This is a genomic window from Robertmurraya korlensis (genome assembly GCF_023715225.1).
In the GTDB taxonomy this organism is placed as follows: domain Bacteria; phylum Bacillota; class Bacilli; order Bacillales; family Cytobacillaceae; genus Robertmurraya_A.
In genome coordinates this window covers 82,953-102,435 of sequence record NZ_JAMBNS010000014.1, presented here as the reverse complement: position 1 = coordinate 102,435, position 19,483 = coordinate 82,953, and the positions used below count along the sequence as shown (strand labels likewise).

Annotated in this window: 20 protein-coding genes and 1 pseudogene; 5 read left to right on the top strand and 16 right to left on the bottom strand. The window is 32.2% G+C overall.

Features of this window, described 5'->3' with window-relative positions; translation table 11 throughout:
• Positions 1–3: 3 nt before the first annotated feature.
• The 9 genes and pseudogenes from M3175_RS20990 to M3175_RS20950 form a co-directional block, all read right to left on the bottom strand.
• Positions 4–372 (bottom strand): Cas9 inhibitor AcrIIA9 family protein, encoded by a 369-nt coding sequence (locus M3175_RS20990; protein ID WP_251523262.1) that lies wholly within the window; start codon positions 370–372, stop codon positions 4–6.
• A 115-nt stretch (positions 373–487) separates the two neighbouring features.
• Positions 488–646: pseudogene (locus M3175_RS20985) on the bottom strand (JAB domain-containing protein); the annotation flags it as partial.
• Between the two features lie 536 nt (positions 647–1,182).
• Entirely contained in the window at positions 1,183–1,656 is a 474-nt protein-coding gene (locus M3175_RS20980; RefSeq protein ID WP_035333629.1) for a hypothetical protein, read from the bottom strand.
• Between the two features lie 160 nt (positions 1,657–1,816).
• Positions 1,817–3,154: a site-specific integrase gene (locus tag M3175_RS20975; protein WP_035333627.1), complete on the bottom strand. Its 1,338-nt coding sequence runs from the start codon at positions 3,152–3,154 to the stop codon at positions 1,817–1,819.
• Positions 3,155–3,163: 9 nt separating this feature from the next.
• The gene (locus M3175_RS20970) at positions 3,164–3,448 is read right to left on the bottom strand and encodes a helix-turn-helix domain-containing protein (RefSeq protein ID WP_081757375.1); all 285 of its coding nucleotides are present in this window, start codon (positions 3,446–3,448) and stop codon (positions 3,164–3,166) included.
• Positions 3,449–3,479: 31 nt separating this feature from the next.
• Positions 3,480–4,556 (bottom strand): tyrosine-type recombinase/integrase, encoded by a 1,077-nt coding sequence (locus M3175_RS20965; protein WP_051489013.1) that lies wholly within the window; start codon positions 4,554–4,556, stop codon positions 3,480–3,482.
• A 63-nt stretch (positions 4,557–4,619) separates the two neighbouring features.
• Complete coding sequence (locus M3175_RS20960; protein WP_251523260.1) at positions 4,620–4,952, bottom strand: JAB domain-containing protein; 333 nt, start codon at positions 4,950–4,952, stop codon at positions 4,620–4,622.
• A gap of 677 nt (positions 4,953–5,629) precedes the next feature.
• On the bottom strand, positions 5,630–6,571 hold the full coding sequence (locus M3175_RS20955; protein ID WP_251523258.1) for a hypothetical protein: 942 nt from the start codon (positions 6,569–6,571) through the stop codon (positions 5,630–5,632).
• 62 nt (positions 6,572–6,633) lie between these two features.
• The gene (locus M3175_RS20950) at positions 6,634–7,047 is read right to left on the bottom strand and encodes a hypothetical protein (protein ID WP_251523256.1); all 414 of its coding nucleotides are present in this window, start codon (positions 7,045–7,047) and stop codon (positions 6,634–6,636) included.
• Positions 7,048–7,674: 627 nt separating this feature from the next.
• Between M3175_RS20950 and M3175_RS20945 the strand changes: the two genes are divergently transcribed.
• A complete protein-coding gene (locus M3175_RS20945) occupies positions 7,675–7,983 on the top strand; it encodes a hypothetical protein (protein WP_251523247.1) in 309 nt (102 codons plus the stop codon).
• A 97-nt stretch (positions 7,984–8,080) separates the two neighbouring features.
• The gene (locus tag M3175_RS20940; protein ID WP_251523246.1) at positions 8,081–8,872 is read left to right on the top strand and encodes a hypothetical protein; all 792 of its coding nucleotides are present in this window, start codon (positions 8,081–8,083) and stop codon (positions 8,870–8,872) included.
• A gap of 380 nt (positions 8,873–9,252) precedes the next feature.
• Here M3175_RS20940 and M3175_RS20935 read toward each other — a convergent pair whose 3' ends face one another.
• The 7 genes from M3175_RS20935 to M3175_RS20905 all read right to left on the bottom strand — a co-directional run bounded on the left by M3175_RS20935 (position 9,253) and on the right by M3175_RS20905 (position 15,814).
• A complete protein-coding gene (locus M3175_RS20935; protein WP_251523245.1) occupies positions 9,253–10,179 on the bottom strand; it encodes a methyltransferase domain-containing protein in 927 nt (308 codons plus the stop codon).
• Positions 10,180–10,280: 101 nt separating this feature from the next.
• Positions 10,281–11,120 (bottom strand): ABC transporter permease, encoded by an 840-nt coding sequence (locus M3175_RS20930; RefSeq protein WP_251523244.1) that lies wholly within the window; start codon positions 11,118–11,120, stop codon positions 10,281–10,283.
• A 2-nt stretch (positions 11,121–11,122) separates the two neighbouring features.
• The gene (locus M3175_RS20925; protein ID WP_251523243.1) at positions 11,123–12,055 is read right to left on the bottom strand and encodes an ABC transporter ATP-binding protein; all 933 of its coding nucleotides are present in this window, start codon (positions 12,053–12,055) and stop codon (positions 11,123–11,125) included.
• Positions 12,056–13,498 carry a class III lanthionine synthetase LanKC N-terminal domain-containing protein gene (locus tag M3175_RS20920; RefSeq protein WP_251523242.1) on the bottom strand — a complete coding sequence of 481 codons (1,443 nt, stop codon included), beginning with the start codon at positions 13,496–13,498 and terminating at the stop codon, positions 12,056–12,058.
• Positions 13,499–13,798 carry a hypothetical protein gene (locus M3175_RS20915; RefSeq protein WP_251523241.1) on the bottom strand — a complete coding sequence of 100 codons (300 nt, stop codon included), beginning with the start codon at positions 13,796–13,798 and terminating at the stop codon, positions 13,499–13,501.
• On the bottom strand, positions 13,788–15,524 hold the full coding sequence (locus M3175_RS20910) for a S9 family peptidase (protein ID WP_251523239.1): 1,737 nt from the start codon (positions 15,522–15,524) through the stop codon (positions 13,788–13,790). Before M3175_RS20910 ends, M3175_RS20915 begins: the two co-directional genes overlap by 11 nt.
• A 62-nt stretch (positions 15,525–15,586) precedes the next feature.
• Positions 15,587–15,814 (bottom strand): hypothetical protein, encoded by a 228-nt coding sequence (locus tag M3175_RS20905; protein WP_251523237.1) that lies wholly within the window; start codon positions 15,812–15,814, stop codon positions 15,587–15,589.
• 1,333 nt (positions 15,815–17,147) lie between these two features.
• Here M3175_RS20905 and M3175_RS20900 point away from each other — a divergent pair.
• From M3175_RS20900 to M3175_RS20890, 3 genes are read left to right on the top strand one after another with little or no spacing between them, the layout of a single operon-like run.
• Positions 17,148–17,774 carry a recombinase family protein gene (locus M3175_RS20900; RefSeq protein ID WP_251523236.1) on the top strand — a complete coding sequence of 209 codons (627 nt, stop codon included), beginning with the start codon at positions 17,148–17,150 and terminating at the stop codon, positions 17,772–17,774.
• Positions 17,774–18,601, top strand: coding sequence for a hypothetical protein (locus M3175_RS20895; protein WP_251523234.1), 828 nt, complete (start codon positions 17,774–17,776; stop codon positions 18,599–18,601). The genes M3175_RS20900 and M3175_RS20895 overlap by 1 nt, the downstream gene beginning before the upstream one ends.
• Positions 18,602–18,648: 47 nt before the next feature.
• On the top strand, positions 18,649–19,245 hold the full coding sequence (locus tag M3175_RS20890; RefSeq protein ID WP_251523232.1) for a hypothetical protein: 597 nt from the start codon (positions 18,649–18,651) through the stop codon (positions 19,243–19,245).
• The last annotated feature ends 238 nt before the right edge of the window (positions 19,246–19,483 follow it).

Sequence of the window (19,483 nt, the reverse complement as noted above, 5' to 3'; positions counted from 1 at the left end):
TCCTTACATAAAATCATCTAATTTAACATCAAATCGAGAAGATTTTTTAGTCGGGATCTTTATTTCCGGTACTTCAACTTTCTCTGCTTTAACTTCAAAATACTTTAGTACCAGGGCAAAACCTTCTTCCGGTGTGAACATTGCAAATCCATTAACTGCCTTCTTTTGAGCTTCTGTCTTCATTGCTTCTAAACTTTTATTTATTGTCTTATCTGTTGAAAGGATAGCTTCAGAAACGTTAGGGTTATTTTCAATGTACTGAAGTAAAAACTGACCGATCGCTTGGATGTAATTACTCTCTTTGTTTAGATTCATTTCACTTTGTAATTTTTCGATTACTTTTTGTTTCGTGCTATTTTCGATTTCAGTCACTTTCGTAACCACCTTTTTAAACGTCAGTATTAGAAGTTTTCATGCTTTAAATGGCTGGCAAAGATTTTAAAAGAAGGAGGGAGGAAGAGGGCTTTCCTCTCTCCTAGTAAGTGATTTATAGATACCCTTTCTCTTTCAAAGAGATAAAGTTTTTAGGGTTTTCAGTTACGATTAAACTATCGAGAAGTTCAATGCCTAGCATTTTACCAACCTCTTGAAGTCTTTTTGTAACTTCTATGTCCTCCCTTGAAGGCTCTGGGTTGTAAGAGGGATGGAAAAGGACATGTTTTGTTCAGACATATTCGGTAACTCCTAAATTTATCTTTGTTCACTATCTAACAACCAATTTTTTGAAGTTATTGAACTCCTTAAATTCATAAAATGCTAGTGTCTTGTTATTATCTGAATCGATAGATTGCATTAAATCGATTAATCCATAAAAATTTTGACCATTAGCACTTTGAGCATATAAAGAATCGAAATGATATTACATATCATAATATTCGTTGTGCCTTAGTTTCTTTCGTATTAACAAGTAGATAGCTCCTTTTGGAGCTACTGTCCCTCTCCTAGTCTTACAAGAACCCTATTAATCGTTAAAGATCCGTCTTGCATGGTTAAATGAATCTTTTATTAGTCTAATGGCTATCCCTTTACGTTCGTTACACGCTTCGACGGTACTGTGCCATCACCTTTTACTGATATAAAGAGAAGTAATACAGTCGCTATTCTTGGGACTATTTTCCGTTCCAACGCTTCATTGAGATTAAGCTCTCCACGTTTTCAGCCTTCACCGTTGAGTTACATTTATTATTTATTTACCTCTTTTACAATAGTTCGTTCCACTAATAATTGATAAAAATAAATAACGATTGCTGTTACAACGGACAATATGTAAAAATGTTTAGGTCGCATTTTCTTAAATTCGAATACTCCTACTTTAGTGAAAAATTTTACGATAGGGAATGCAAGAAGATAATCGAGTACAATATTTAATGTTAAGTACTTTATAAAGCTACCGTATGTTAATTTAAACACCCAAATAGTTGTTATGAAAAATAAGCCTAAAAGGTAAGAGAAATCTAAACGATAATTTGGAAATAAAGCATTTTTTACTTTCCACCACTTACGTCTATCAGCTATTTCGCTTAAAAAACTAAAGGTATAACCAATAAAAGTTGCGACTGGAAGAAAGCGAACAAAAGAATTTTTCCCTAACAATGGAGTGGTTAACCAAGGAATAACTAATGTACTAAATGATAAAGCCTTTCTTTTATCAATCATAAGAACCCCCACAAGATACCTAAATTTATCATTTATTATTCCCTTTTGTTCAGAAATTTTATTCCATTAAATTGCCCTTAAACGGAACAACATTATTGTCAATCGACAGTTGCTTAACTCAAATTCGGTTACCTCTACATTTAATTTTTCATGAGACTTCTTACTTCATGTTATCACGCTCTGATTGGATTTGTTCCTCAATAAGATAATCCTCTAATTTCCCATATCTTGAAGCTTGTGTTAGTGACAATCCAAACCCTTCAACGAGTAACTGCGGACCAAAATTACTTGCTATAAAATTAAAACAAGTTATTCTCAAAGACTTAGGAGTAAAGCCACAAAAAGCCTTTACCTTTCTTGCTATGAAGGGATTATTGATTGGACGATCATAATATACTTCTGATGAACTTGAACTTAGAATTAAATAAATCTTATTCTTTGCGTTTCTAATATTCGACCTCTGTTTAACGTACTCATTTATTAAAATAAGTTCGTCATCAGATAAATAAACTGGTGGTCTATCGTTGAGGAAAATTGCTTTTATTTCAACCTTTACATCACTGATTTTTATGTTTCTAATATGTGATGAAGATAACCCATGATAAAAACATAGGGCAGTCAATAAACACTCTAAGGGTTGTTCGTAAAGGCGACTTTTAATTAATTTAGCCACACTTACCTGCTCATCAAAGGTTAATGGCTCGATAGTTGGTGGAAGCTCTCTAGATTTTATATCCAAGATTGGTATATGGGTTATTAGCCTTTTTCTTTTAGCTAACTTAAAGAGAACTAATAAATCTTTCCTCACAATCTCACGATTTTTAGGTGTTAAAGTTAAAAGAAATTCATGAACATCTTCTTGTTGAACGGTATCCCAAGATTCTATATGCTTACAGTTATTTTGAAACCATCGGACTAACCTAACAAATATTTCCACGTCTGACTTTACTGTTAATAGGGATAATGGGTTCCTCGCATTAAACTTTACTTGCCTATTTCTTAGTTCCATTCTCTCGTTAATATATATATCTAGGAGACGCCTAAATCCCGTAGGGATCTGTCCTAAACCCTCTCTAATGCTAGTGAGAATACCCTCATCTGCGTTAAGGCTTAAATAACCTTCCTTAATCAAAAAATTAAATAGGCTTGATCTAACTCCCTTAGGATTAGGAGATTTTTCTAATGTAGATACCAGCCATTCTTCATTAATATCAGATGGCCTTAAAAGCTCATTTTCTGCTGTTTGTAAAACTCGTAACACCTTACTAGTGTTCTTACGAATTGCATCTACACCAATACCTAGTTCTTTTAAATACAGAACATATTTTTTAAATAGTGCTGCACTCCATGTTTTTGTGAAATTTTCTTTAAGAAAATCTTCGGTTTGGATTTTCTCTACACGTGCTTTACTAAAACAATAATGACAGACGGTTGCTTTTTTATTAATTTCTGATTGATTTAGTTTCCTTTCACAATATACGCAAGTAAAATTGATCATCTTTAAATCCTATATTGGTGGAAGCTTATCTTTAGAAATGGATTCATTTACCGCCTTTGCCAACCTATTATTCGTTGATCTTTCAAGTTTTTTCACAGGTGTAGGAGTGTGTTTCCATAAATCATTTGGAGTACATTCTAATGCCGTACAAAGTGCATCCATTGTTTGCGTCTTTACTTGCTTAGGCTCACTAGTTAATAAAGCGCTTATTGAGGGAGGAGATAATTTATAACCTGCAGTATCCTCCATAAGCCTACCTAATTCAGCCCCAGACCATATTCCACGATCAGCCATGACTTTTCTTAATCTCCATTCAATCGCCAATTCATTCACCCTTTTTGTTGAAATTTAATAATTGATTTCGCCACTTTTCTTGCGCCATCCTCACTCTTTTCTCTAAATGATCTGAACCAGGATTTGAATAATTAAAAGTCGTTGCGACATCTGCGTGACCTAACAGTTCCTTTAGCGTTAATAAGTCAACACCAAGTTCTGTCTGACGAGTTGCGAATGAATGACGTAATTGATGAGGACTAAAAATCTCTTCTTTTGTAAAACCCATCTTTTCTTGCCTTCTCGCTAAGCTCTTTCGAGCTGTATGTTTATTTAACCTAACTCCACCTTCTGATAAAAATAAAGGTCCTACAGTTTCAGTAGTGAAAAGAGGTCTAATCCTTTCCAAGTACCAATTCAGAAGTAAATCTACATCATCTAACATCGGTACCCATCTTCGCTTAAATCCTGACCCCTTAGATCCTTTTCCAAAACGAACATGAATTTTACCTTTTTCCCCTAAGTCAAACCTACAGTCTTTTACGTCCATCATAATTATTTCGTGAGTTCTTAAACCTGTTAATTCTAACATCCTAAAAAGGGTATAGTCTCTCGCAACAGTAGAGTATTTTCTAGCTGTTTTCATTTCCTCCTTCATACCATTCCAAAATCTATCAAGCAATTCAGGTTTTGGAGGTATTACCTGACCATTATGATCATCTTTTCTATGATAGTAACGGTTAAATTTATCTAATAAATTTGGAACTTGTACTTTATATCTCTCCCATATTTCATGACCATGCCTAGTTTTTAAATACTCTAAAAAAGTAGAGATAGTGGATTGATATTTCCTCCTAGTGGAATATGCTAGTCCTCTTCCGACCAATCCTAAATAAAACTTATCTGCATCGGACATTGTAACTTCCCATATGAACTTATTTGACACATCTAAGAATTCATTCAAGCATTTTGTTCCAAGAGCTATGGTATGCTCCGTATATCCTAGAACACGCTGTTGCTGTTCCCATAGACCAATTAACTTCGCTTGGTATTCTCTCGATTCTTCATATGTAGGATAGAATATTTCTTGTTTATTACTAATAACAGATAGAAAAGGTTGCTTCCCCATTTAATAACCTCACCTTTTAGGTATTACCTAATATTTTTAGTTAATACCTAATATATCAGATGATTAATAAAAAAGAAACATATCCCTTCTCCGGTGATTATGAGCAACCACGATTGAAGATCCGTTATTTAAGATGGCTGCCTTGTACACCTCCCTCCCATGAACTATGCTAGCGTTGATACTTCCTATGTGACATCTATGTACTGCGTTCACTTGGTTTTTAGTGTTTAACACTAGCACTAGGAAAACTTCTCTGTCCTCATCACCGATATATTTTGTAGCAACGGCAGCAGCATCATAAGGTGAAGTGATTTTTTCTCTAACAATTTCGCCCTCTACTAACACTTGCTTTATTCTAACGATCTCTTTTACCATGTCTAATTTTTCTTTCGCCATTTAAAACTCTCCTTTTTCTTTTGAGTGATTGTTTAATTTGAGCATTTGAGATTTGCTCTTTATTTAGTGGGCTTTCCCTCACCTCCTTATAATACAATTATAACATTTATACATCATAATAACAAGGATTTTATATAAAAATTATATAAAAATAGATAAAGATTTTCGTAGATTAATAAGGCTTCATCCACATATTAACAAGTTATTAACACCCAAAAAGGCATGAATTTTTTCCTTTAATAATCTTTTTAATAATGTCTCTTTGCTTATTACTAATCCTATAAGACTCTTAATCTGTTATCGTCTTTTTAGGTTTTTCTAAACTTGTGTATTCATTCAAATTTAGCAGGATTGGTTCCTTATAATGTTCTTTGAACATAAGGAACCAATAGGGGCTGTCAAGGGATGCAGCGCAGAATTTGCCCTACGGATCATGGCTTTAGTGGAGTTGGTTTTGCTAGGAGTAAGGGGTCTTAGAAAGCGTTACTGTGCAATAACTCCCCACATGCACATTACGCTTTCTTGGCCCACACGACGACGCAAAAATAAACGACACTTAGCCTAGGAGCCGTTGGCCACAATTCGAGAACACCCTTGACAGCCCCGTCCGTCAGCCTGGGCTCGTCATTGGAGCATAGAAAAGACCTGAAGGGGTTGCCCTCACAGGTCTTTTAATTTCATTCTTTTATTAGAGTTGCAATTTCTGTTATTGATTGCTCTCTAAGTTCTAGCCCTAAATCTTCTGCGTAACCAAGGGCTTCTTCAATGATTTCTTCTCTCGTTAATTCGGTTTGTTCTTGATGGTAAACTGTAATACTAATATCTACCGGAGTACATGTATCGAAATGTACTTTATATTCTTGTTCTTTATAGATGATTTCATTACTTGTAGGTTCTTGTTCTTGCTCTATATACTTATTATATTCAGTTTCCAATTTTGCAAATTCAGAAGGGAATAGAGATTCTAATTGATTTTTTATTGATGTAACCACTGAACATACAGAGTGGTTACAAGTCCCAGCATCAACATACAGGTCTATTAAGTCTTTTGTTGGTTCAAACAAATTACATGGATGCTTCTCTAACAAGTTATACCAACCTTCTAAAATTTCTGCCTCTAACGTACCCTCTTCCCAGTATATCCCTATCATTTTTAATCCAATTTCTTCTGGTGTTAATTGAGGGGAAAATTTCTCTTCAGAATTTAAGTCATAGACGATTTGGTCTAAAATATTATTACCTTCAGCCGTACACAATTCTTGTAAAGTTCTAGTAGCTCTACTATTAAATAAGACTTCTAGATTCTCTCTTGTAGTTGGAATCGAGTGTCCTTTAAACGCATTTATTACATCTTCTTTATGCCATCTGATTATTGAGAAGTATTCTTCATTTTCATCCTCATAATCAACAAGGACACCCTCTACTCTTGCTAAGTTATAAATTATCTCGGTATTATCCCAAGTGTATTCAGTTAAAAAAAGTTCTAAGGTGTCATTCCATAATTCTCTTAATTTAATTCTTAACCAACCTTCAGGAACTTGAAAAGAAAGTTCCTCTTGTTGGTCGTTTTCCTCAATATATGTACCGTAAGTTGTAAGTTGTATTAGTTTGTTTTTCATATAGTTTCTCTCCCTTATGCTATAGATATTTTCCATGTTCCACGCTCTATATGGGAACTAGATTAGTCCCCATACGCCATTAAAACAGCATCATCACATTCATAACCTTCATCTCTTAGTTGGCAATACCTTACAAACACTTCGCCTTGATTATCAACTTCATTTGTTTCCATGTATTTCTTAATGTCTGCAAAAAGCTTTTCTGTGTTGAAGTAGAACGTTACTTCCTCCATAACATCAAAATCTTGGCTATATGCTGAATACACTGTAATTTCACCAGTCTTTTTATCTACATCCATTCGGAACAATGATTGTTCACATCCGACTTCTTCAATCTCGATTTCTCGTCCCTCAAATTCATAACCTACAAAATCTAATGATTCATGGTCGATAATGAAGTTTAACCATTCAAATTCACCTACTTCAGTCAATTCATTTGCGGTTGCTACAAACTCCAATTCTTCAGTTAAAGTCATGGGCTATACTACTTTGGTTTTTGGTCTTGGTTTTTTTGGTTTTGGAATTAGGGGGTTTCTGAAACTTGCCCCCTGTTCGGAATGAACAAAAGAGACGGAGGAATGGAACACAAGGGAGGAAGCAAAAAAAATTTTCTGCGTACTTTGTAAGGGTTCTTGGGATGTGAGGAATGTTCGATGTGATATAACCATCACATCGAGGAAATGACGTAGCAGGCCATAGAAACCTCAAAGTCCATTCGACTTGGGATAGGTCCGACTGAAGGGAGGATCTAGGTCATAGGAGAATGAGAGTGCTTAAAAAATTATTTTTGCGCCTTGTGTGGAATGACGGAGGAACTAAAGTGAATGGAGAACAGGGGGCGGGCTTAACAGCAAAATTTGTTCTATAACATTTCTTTTGTAATAGTCTTTAGGATCTCTGTCCTTTAGAGATCGTAAAAAGTTCTTCTATAAAGAAGGATCTTTGTGAGAAGATCCTGTCCATTTAAATTATAGTCAGGCGAAATGCCTGACATCCATTTTTTTATTAATAGTAGTTGAATATTTTTCTATATTTGACAAAATACTGTATTCATTAAACAATAGAATTAACAATAATTTTAGTTTGATTAAGGAGGAAAAAAGATGAGTGTGATTCGCTTATTTAATAGTAAAGGACATCATATTGCGAATTTCAGGAACGGCCAGCTCCATGCACCTGATGGGCCCAATATTGGCCATTATCGTGAAAGAGAAGAAATATTCATAGATATGAATGGTCGCTACTTAGGAGAAATTGTTAAGGAGAATAGATTAATGTATAAAAATAATTCTCCATATAAGAATACTAATTTCGGGGTATATGGTAACTACGGAAATATTGGTAACTACGGAAATCCTGGTAATTATGGTTCTATCGGGATCATATCAGTTTATAGCGACGGTAATCTATAATTACTATTGCTTAAATTAAAGTTTGTTAAGGACAGGATTTACCTGTCCTTTTAAATATTATAGTATTAAAAAGTTTTAAGGTACTATTGGGGGATATATGCGATATTATATTGATTTTGGTTGGGTTTTCTTATCTTGTATTATCTTTATGATTTTTAGTAAAGTATGGACAATATTAGGGAATTACCCAGAAGCTTTTAAGTATGGAAGTATAATATATCAAGTTGTTGATGTAATTCTTTTTGTTCTCGCTAATCTTAGTATAGGTATTGCTGCAACAATAGTTTTTTACTACATTCAACAGTTAGTTGATAAAAAGAAGAATTTTGAAGTCTATACTGAATTAAGAAGAATTTTATTATTTATGTTCTATAGACATTTGGTAGTTTTGTCCCAATTAGATAATTTTAAAGAGATAAGAAATATAGAAAGAAGACTGCCTTTATCTAATTTTATGGCTTATAATATCTTTGATATTCCAATATTAATTGACTCATATAGAAGCATTTCTACTAATGAGGAAAGAGAAATCTTTAAAAATAATCTTATGAATTATTTTGGAACTATGACCGATGATCAGTTAGAGAGCTTTGTTGGTTCATTTGAAAAACAAATAAATGAAATCTTTGATAAGGAAAACATAAGGTATTTTAAAGAAAGTAAAGATTTAATTGCTTCTGTTTATGTCTTATACAATGATGATTTTTCAATTATCCAAAGGATTTATATAAAAGATAAGGATAACAATAAAGAAGAATTATTATCAGAAATAGTTAAAGACTATATGTCCTTTTTAGATGCTAGTATTGAACTATATGAAGAACTTGATATATTTATTGAAAGTATTGAAAAGAAAAAGATATTTACATTCATAAAAATGTTGGACTAAATGGTAAATACAAAAAGCCTTGCTACATTCTTTTATGTAACAAGGCTTTTTTTTGTATATTATGCGAACTCTACGAATGATGGTATTCTAAGCAATCCTTTTTTAGTAAGATTATGATATTTGACTTTGCACTTGATCGGTTCAATGAATCTATATTTTTCATTTTCATTAACAACCTTCATCATACTGTATAACTTCTTTTTTTGCTGTGGAGGTATAAACTCCATGTTTCCTGCATATTGGCCGTTATCAAAGTTTAGCAGCAATCCAAATTCATCTTTACGCATGCCTTTGATAAATATATTGTCATTGTACCGATAATTAAAACTTTGGAGATCTGGTGATTATGCATTGCTTCAAAACTAGTTAATAAAAAGAGCTTAAGATTTATAATATTCAAGGAATTGCTTGTTTTCAGGTTGATCTTTAGATTGTGTTATACCAACAAGAATTATGAAGTCAACAGACAACTTCAAGGAATTCTGGTTTAGAAATTGAACTATGCTTTCGTTAGAGCTCCCCCAAGACAGGGGGGTCATTTTAATGAAATCTTTGATATATTTTTTTTCTACATATGTTTTATGATGTATATGTTCACTATATAGCACATGAAAATTTTCTTTGAATTTTTGGAGTACATTTTCGTTAGAATAGTTATCCTTCTCACCTTGATAAAAACCATTTCGTAACTCTATTAGATAATTTGGCCCTGGTACTACTTTAATTACCAGTCCATCGTCTTTGAGAATCCTGTTAAATTCAAAATAATTAGATGGTGAAAAGATATTAGTAATAATGTCGAATTGACCATCTTTATATGGAGTATTTGCTAGATCTCCAACACACCATATAATTTCCTTGCTGCGTGAAGAAGCAATGGAAATACCATCTTTGGAGATATCAATTCCAATTCCTTGTAAGTTATAATTACCACCACTTTTTAAATTTTTTATAATGCTTGATAAGTGGTATCCTTCTCCGCATCCTGCATCTAAGATTCTAACCTGTGAATTTTTGCTAGTATTTATTTTTTTCCTTATGAGTTGAGTTATTTTATCTATAATTGGGTTAAAGAACCCATATTGAGACACTATATATCTTGAATTCAGCATCTCTTTATTATAGTTTACTTTAACTGAACCTAGTAGAAAATTCACATAACCACGTTTAGATAAATCGAAACAATGGTTATTTTGACATATTAAGCTATAAGGATTCTTAATAAACATGTTACTATGACATTTTGGGCAGCTTAACATGTCTTTATTACTTATTAATAAATTCTTTGCTATATCTATTTTTTTCATAGTATCACCCTACTAATTAATGAGCATCAATCTTATTAATATATTTTCATCTTACTAATTAATAAGTACAATCAATTTGACGAATATATTATGGTATGAATTCATCTTTCGTTACTAATTAATTCGGCATTTCTAATTAAGAAAGATGCAACAAAAACCATAATCAAAGAAATTATAATAGAAATACTTATCATTAATAATGATGGAGATTCTAAAAAAATACTTCTCATAGCAGACACTTGATATGTAACTGGATTAAAATAAGCTACAACCTGACTATACGTTGGTGCTGTATACAAAGAATAAAAATTAGGTGCAGTCATAATTAAAGGAAGAATTAATAATCCAACAAGCATGTCTCTTTGTTGATAATTATCAATTCGTGTTGTTATTACAATTCCTAAGGAACACCAAAAACTAATACAGAATAAACCTATTACCATCATAAGAATATAATTCCAAACTGAGAATGTAATACCATATAGTAATAGTAATAAGCTTACTACTGTTCCTTGAACTAGAAACATAATTGCTGGATAAATTGTCATACCCAGAATATATGTTAGAGGAGAAACACCATTTATAAATTTGAGGGCAAGCAACCCCCATCTCTTATCAATTGTAGAGCGATAAATTGTATGTGCCATAAATTTAATTATCATCATAGCTAGTATTCCAGGAAGGGCAAACTGCATAAAATCAACTTGTGATCCATCTTCAATAGTAACATATTGATTAATACCTCTTAAACCTGCCATAAGAAAAACCATGTAAATAATTGGTTCTAAGAGTTGTCCATAACTTGATTTAATGTTATTAATATAAGCTTTAAATTCAATTTCAGCTATTACTAGTAATTTAGAAAACATAAAACTATTAGACTTTCTGACTCTATCTGGTATCAAGTTTAAAGTGGTATTCATATTTTTTTCGGTTTTCATTTTTACACAACTCCCTTCTTTTTAGTAAAGGACAAATATGCTTCTCTTAAACCAGGAAGGTTTCTTTTAACATCAATAACCCGGACATGACCTTCTAGTATAGAAATAATATCCCCTATCGAAAATCCTCTCCTAACTTTAATTTCTAATGGATAATTAGCTATAACACTAATGCAATTTGCCTTAATGGTATCCAATAAAATTTTATTTATTTCTCCCTCATAATCTATACAAATGATTTCTTCACCTGCAAAGCGGGTCAGAAATTCCTCTTTATTTTCTGAAGCTAGTATCGTTCCATCTGATAGTAGGAGTACTCTATCACAATATGTTTCCAAAAGAGCTAAGTCGTGAGAAGAAACTACAACAAGAGCACCCTCGCGAGACCTTAGATGAAGATAATTCAATAATTTTTCAGAGGATTCTGCATCTAACCCAGTTGTAGGCTCATCTAATATTATTACAAAGGGATTATGAACAAGAGAACGGGCTATCTGAACCCTTTGTTGTTGACCACCCGATAAAGCATCAGGTTGCCGATAAGTATATTCTTTTAGGCCAACTAGTTCTAGGCTTTCTAATGTCTTTTCATGGGCAGCTGCTTTTGAATATCCAGCTAATCTTGCTCCTAAAAAGACATTATCATAGACTGAAAGATACCAATCTATAACTTGTCTTTGACTGCTCCAACCAATATTGTAAAAAGGATTCTTGTTGTCTATTTGTTCAGAGTTATAGTAAACTTCCCCTACAGTAGGCTCCAATAAACCGCATATACTGTGAATAAAGGTTGATTTACCTGCTCCGTTAGAACCGATAAGAGCAACAAATTCACCTTTTTTTAAAGTAGTATTTATTCCCCTAATTGCCCAATTCTCACTATTATATTGTTTACCTAAATTATTAGTTTGAATAACCCACTGATTTTTATTCAACTATACCAACTCCTTTCGGATATCAATTAAATCACTAAGAAAAGTTTCGGTGTTATGATACCTATACTCATGATCCTCAGAGGTACTTTTAGATATTAGGTTTTTTAATTTACTAGGGATGAAAGGAGGAAGAACTCCTCTATTCCATGCTTCTAATATAATCTTCTTATCTATTACGGAATCTAAACTCAATTCTAAAAATTCCATATATTTAGATGGCATTATAAGGATATGAATCATAGCACCAATAGCATAAATATCGTGACTTAAATCTGGTGGGACAACTGTTTGTTTTAAACTGTAGATCCTTTTAGGACAGAAACCTGGTGTTCCCACTGCTATCAAAGGGGGACCTTCTGTTTTTTTATAGGCGAATTCAAGGTCTATTATAAAACATTCTCCTTTATCATTTAGAACTATATTGTCCAATGACAAGTCCCTTAGAATTATTCCATCAGCATGAAGTTTAACAAGTTGTTCCGTTATGGTAATCATTAAATTTAAAATATCTTTTATTTCAAAATTTTTATTTTCTTTAACTAATTGTTTTAAAGACTTATGACCTTTGTCTTCCATTACAACATAAAAATTATCATTCATATAAAAAGTTTCGTAGACTTGTGGAAATATATTGCTTGATTTGGAGAGTTTATCCAATAATTTCACTTCCCATTGTAATCGAGTTCTAGCATCTGTCCCAGTAACTTCGACTTCTCCTTGGAAGAGTCCCTCTTTTAAAATTTTTACCTTTTTATCATCTGTAGACAAATCAATTACTCTATAAACGCCACCTTTACCACGCTTTCTCAAAACTTCTATAACAACATAATTTTTGGGTAATTGGTCAATACTATTTTCTTCATATTTCTCAAATGGATTTATTACCCAATCAGGAACAGCAAGGCCACTACTCCTCGTGTCTTCGACAAGGCTTCCATTTGGCATTACTAAGTGATTGTTCGGTATCTTTCTGTTTTCTTCATTTCCTCTTATTTCACCATATCGATAGAATATAAGGCTTTGAGGAAAACATGGTTTGTCTGATGGGATTTTTGGCCCACTAAAAACTTTAGTCCTTTGATCAAGAATAGTAGAAAGGTTTATAGCCATTTCTGGTTCTTCGGGGTAAACTGTTATAAACTTCCCAATTTGTGAATAACCATATAATCCTCTGTTCAACATAAGAAGTTCTTCTATACTTGAAATTATCTTGTAAGGGATATTGTATTCATGAAAGTATGGAAGTACAATTTTAGCTATATCTATGCAGTTTATAATTGTTGCGGATATATGTAGTTTAAATCCTTGGCTAGGTAAATAATCAAATCTTATATCTTTTGGATATAACCAAATAGTGTCGGTACTTCGTTCTAAATTAAAATCATTAATAAAATTATTAAATATTGTCTCTAGTTCAAGTAAACTATATTCATTCATAACCATTTAATAGTTAAATCCCCCTTTAAAAATTTCAAGGTTATTTGAACGTGCAAGTATATATAAACCGTGTGCATAAATCATTGCTAAGGAACCAGGTTTTTCAATCCCTAAATTCCTAAACAGAGATGCTAATTCTGAAACAGTTGGTCGTATACCTTGGGGCACGTGAAATGAAGAGACTATGAAGTCGTAATATCTTAACCAATCACTAGGGGTTAAAGAAGAATTTTGATTATAGTTCTTTGTAAAATTATTTAGTTTCTTTTTCATTTCTACTTCATGTAGACAACTCTCATTCCTCATTTAACCTCTCCTTTATGAATTCTCCAATTTTTTTATAAATTTCTAATCCATTAAATTCAGAATAAAAATAGTGACCTAGAGTCCTAAATTCTTCATAGTAGAAAATTTTATTGTATTTTTCTAGTTCTTCCTTAAGAATATATGCTTGCTCTATAGGACAATGGTTATCTTTTGCACCGTGTATTATAAGAAGAGGAGTTTCTAAATGCTTAATATCTTTAATTGTACTCAACTCTTCTAATTTATTTGTATCAGATATTTTTTCTAATAATATTCTAGCGCCAGATGTTCTATACATTCTTTCTAGATCTATGAATCCAGCCCAATTTATGACACCTTTCCATAAGCTAGGGTATTGTAGTGCAGTTTTCATAGCCAAATATGCCCCGTAGCTGTACCCTAAAACAAAGATACTATTCTTGTTAACTTTCCAATTTTTTAATAAGTAATCATAACCATGAAATACATCAAAGACATCATCTGAACCCCACTTCATAAGAGCGTGTTTAAAACTTGAACCATATCCTGTACTTCCTCTAACATTTAACTGTAAAACAATAATGTTTAAATTAACTAAATAGTTCACCAAAGGATTATAGTTCATAAGCCATTGTGAATGTGGACCACCATGTAACATTAGAACTGCTGGTGCATTTGCCACTTCGTTTGAATTGTAGTTTACTATTGCTGGTATTTTAAGCCCATCAAGGGATTCATAATAGATATGCTCCTTTTTTACCCTATTATTGTTTATTACTAAGTTTTTGTTTTCTACCAATTCAACAATTGAGTTTTCAATTAGGTTATAATTGAATAGTTTAGGAGGATTGTCGACAGTTGACATACTTATTAATAAATCATGTTCTTCATTAGTGAGAGCTATCCAATGAATAACACCTACTGGGATGTTAGGTCGTCTCAGTTCGCCATTTTCAATATTTATTAAAACAATCTCTGATGTTGCTTTATTTGTAGAAACAGATATTAAAAAATTTTTGCTCATGCAAACACCACTTAAATCTAATTCTAAATTATTAAATAATTTAACGTTCCCACTTTCTAAATCTAGAATGCCTGGGAATACATATTCTCCACCTGAACTATTAAAAATTATACTTTTATTATCCTGAGAAAAGTCGATAAACAAATCACTGGAATTTTTTTCTGAAGAATATAAAAGATAATCTCGTTCCTCAGTTAGGCTATAGATCAATATACCTTGTCCGTGATTATTATTTAGACTAGCTGTGTATATAATCCAACCATCCATACCCTTCATAAATTTCCCATTTGATATAGGTAACACTGAATTTGTTATTTGTCTTAATTTTTTTTCAATTAAGTTGAAGGTCCATAAATTCACCCGATTTGTTACATACCCCATAAGCATTAGAATTGTTCCACTATCATTTACATCAATCGGAAAAAAATTATATGGACTACTTAATTCTTCTTGAACTGTCAATTGAAGTATGTCAAAAGAGTACAATACTGAAGTTTCATCATTGAAAAGGTAGATTACATTACTTGAAGTACACCAACAAGGAGGATATTCTGGGTTTGTAGGTACATGTCCTGAGGATATTTTTTTTATTACTTTATTTTTCAAATTATATACATAGAGTTCAAAGACTCCACTTTCGTCATAATAAAAAGCTATCAAATCTTTATTAGGACTAATAGAAGGGAGTAGCATTGATGGTTTAATAAATTCACTTATATCCATTTTTAGTCTCCTTTTATTAAAATTAGAGATGCCCAATATTTCAGCATCCCTAATCCACCTTACTATTTAGGACAAGTAGAACTATGAGCACCTGAAAGTGCTGCAGAAACCACACTCTGTTCAAATCCTAATTTTTGGAGATCATTTGAGTTTCGGCTTACTAATGCACTATACTCATGCGACAGAAGATTGTAACTTTTAAGTGCCTCAACAGAATTATCAAGGAATTCTGCTGCAAAGTTTAAATCTGTTTGCAAGCGAGATACAACTTTTTGCATATCTACCGACATTTAAATCACCTCCCTTCAAATGGAGTTTATGTTAAATCTTTGATGATATTGATAATATTACCATCTTTAGATTATATTGTATATAATATTCTGAATTATTTTAATATACTTTCAATAGGTTAAACGAAGAAATATTATGTTTTTAATAAAAATTGTTCTTAACTGCTTGTATTAAGCTTAAATAAATAATGAGAGAGTACGTAATGGGTAGAAACGGAAAGTAATATTTAATTTGTTAAATCTGGTTACTTTAAACAAAGTGTAGCAAAAGGCGCTATGCTTAACTTACTAGTACAAAAAAATATTCACCAAAGAGATTAAAGACGGCCACCATTGGACTGTCGGTCCGGGGAACATTTTCCCCATATTTCGTAGGCTTTAAGTCCGATCTCGATAAGTGGTAATAAATGTTGACTAATTAACCGAGCTCCTAATCCAGCTATCATCAATGAAAACCAAAGTGGCGAGACAGAAAAACTTATTGTTAACCCTTTGGGTGTCTGCAAATAAAAATTCATTTTTTATCATCCTCCTACTAGTAGTTTTAAAAGAAAAATGTTTTTCCCTTTTTCTTTTAATTAATTCAAAAAAATTCCATTAGGCTTATCTAAAGTAGGCTTAACCCCCTTACTTTACTCAAATAGGAGTTTAGAAGAATGGAATCCCCTACTAAGTGTTTGAAAGGTAGAAGTAATACAGGTTGTATATATTTCTTTAGATAAAAGTGTGGATTATGCATCCTTATGTTTGTTCTTTTCCAACGAAATTTTAATTCTCCTCGCTTTCTTATAAAAGTTCCTAGTTTGTTATTCCAAAGTTGGGAAGGTACATCCATGAGAAAACCATCTCTTTTAAACTACAGTTGCGTTATCAATGTTGGATCTTCCCCTTTACATATAATAAAATCGGGAGAATTTTTAAGTAGTCACCCAATAAATATGACGCATCCGATTTTTAACTCGGACATTTGGTCACTAGATCCATCCTTATAAAAGTGTTTGAACGAGCGAAAATTACAACGTTTTTACTTAAAAAATTCTTTTCGCCACTTTATAAAACGCATGAGTTCTTGAAGTCGCGCACTTATAGAGGTATATCCTTCTTTTTTACTTTTGAATCTAATTTTCCCAACGGGAAATTGATTTGGAATGTGACCGACGTTTTTGGGGTATGGTGTTTCAAAAGGTGTACCTTTTTAACCCTATTAAAAATATAGTTTTTCGGATTTTCTAAAGGTGGTATATTTATTTTTGGAACGTATCTAATGTGTGACATACCTTTAGAAACGATATTGTGTATAATTACAATATAATGGTAAAGGTAGGGATCTAATTTGGCCAAAAAACGATTTGCTTATATACGTGTTTCTGATAAGGATCAAAACGAGGCACGACAAGTTGAAACGATGAAAAGAGAAGGCATTGAAGAAAGAGATGTATTTATCGAAAAAATGAGTGGTAAAAATTTTGAACGGCCAAAATACCAACTATTGAAACAGTTGGTTCGTGAAGGCGACGAAATAGTTTTTGATTCCATTACACGAATGGGAAGATCTATGAATGAAACTTTAAAAGAATATGAGTGGTTTGTAGAAAACGGGGTAGAGTTAAAGTTTATTAAGGAGCCAATGATCAATACTTCCAATGAACAAGATGATATTATTAAACAGGCCATTCAGCGTGTAATCTTGACCGTATTAGCAGCTTTTGCGGAAAAGGAACGCTTGGATATTAAAATTAGACAAGCTGAAGGTATAGAAGCTGCAAAAGCGAAAGGGAAACATTTAGGCCGGCCAAAAGCTGTTATTACTCCGGAATTTGAATTAGCTTATAAACAATGGTTCAATAAAGAAATTACTGCTGTCGAAGCAATGAAAAGATCTAACGTATCAAAAACAACTTTTTATAGATTGGTAAAGCAATTAAAGGAAAAAGACGAACGTCATTATAATATAAGGTGATGATTTTTATCAATAACTTAGAAGCCAAATTAACATCATTAGGTGTATCGAGTGAACACATCCAATTCTTAAAGCAAGAGTTACTAGAACCTAATGTTTATGATAATTATTATGATCTGACTAACGATGATGAAAGTATTGAATTAGTTCCTACAAAAAATATAGCTTCACTAGGATTAAGGGGGGTAAGTAATCAAACATGGTGGGATCATGCTATTTATAAAGTCGGTACATTAGAAAAGTATAGGATGGATAGATTTGAACGTAAAAATAACTTCAGTGATTTAGGTACGATATATCAAATATTTAGCAATGATGAATTTGCTGATCGTAAGGAAGCAGTGGAATTAAAATATTATCCAAAAGACAATAAATATTTTGTTATTAATGGTAATCATCGAGTGACTTGGGCCAAATTATTAAATGTACCAGCAATTAAGGCGAAGGTATTAAGGCATTCTTTGAATCAATCTAAATTTTCTAATTATTTTCTATACGTTGAAGCAAAAGAGTTATTAATACAAGTTATTAAATCAATTAATATGAGATATGTTTATGAAAATAATTACATAGATGTCTATTTTAAAGATATTTTTGTAGTTGGGCGTAGTTGTCCTCAAATAAACGATTTTTCAAATGAAGAGGTAGTAAATATGGTAGTAGAAACTTTTAGGCAAATTATAGACTACCTTAGAAAAATTGAAAGAGATATTAAGTTTTATCAAATATTTTCTGAAAAATTACGTAAACCAATTATGAGTATAGTCCGATTAAATACTAAAAAGGAATCTCATTTAAACCTTATTAAGAGATTAATGGAGGAATAAGAGAATAAGAGAGTTTTAATTAAATTATGGAAAGAAGATGATATTCCATGCCTAATTGTGATTTCGGTGGACCATGTGATTGTTTGGATTGCAGAACAGACCAATTTAGTGTTAAATGCCCTCATTGTGAATTTAGCAATGACTTAACTGTTGTTGGCCATGCGAGTTACACGAGGGATAAGAAAGGCACAAGTGGTTATGTTTTTTCCTATCCCACACGAACAAAAGATTTAATTTGCTATTCTTGTTCAAAAGTTATTCCAGGTGTTCGCTACTATGATAGTTACAATGAAACAATGTGCCAAAGGAACCTTAAGATTGAACAAGACAAATTGAACGGATTTACTTGTAGTTCATGTGATGCGACAGAAGGAGAGTTGAAAGGTCCACTTATAGGTGGATTTATAGTGAAACTAATTAAATACGAAAATAAACTATATTGTGAGTCCTGCATTGTTGATATAGGAAGAAAGAAAATCCCTGATCCTTCAAATAATAATGAAAAGTATATCTTTAATGGGAAAACGTTAAAATGGGAGTTGTATAAAGTTAAAATCAGCTGTCCTTCTTGTCATAAGAATAGATGGTTAAATGCTGAAAATCGATGGAAAACAATGTGTAAGAAATGTTATTTAAATTTATAAGTACTTATTCAATTAATCATTTTTTGAGATTCTTTATGAGTTAAAGCCTGTTATACCTGTGAATCCATTATTCTTACTTGTCTTATTCCAGTGTTATGATTAGGACAGTATCCTCGTGCTCTAAGTTTATTTTTGTAACGATAGTTTACTATATTAGCAGCAAGAGAAATCTAGTGATGATAAGGGTTCAGAACGTTCTTCGGAAGCCCTAATTGAGTATTTAGCTCGAATGCTCTGT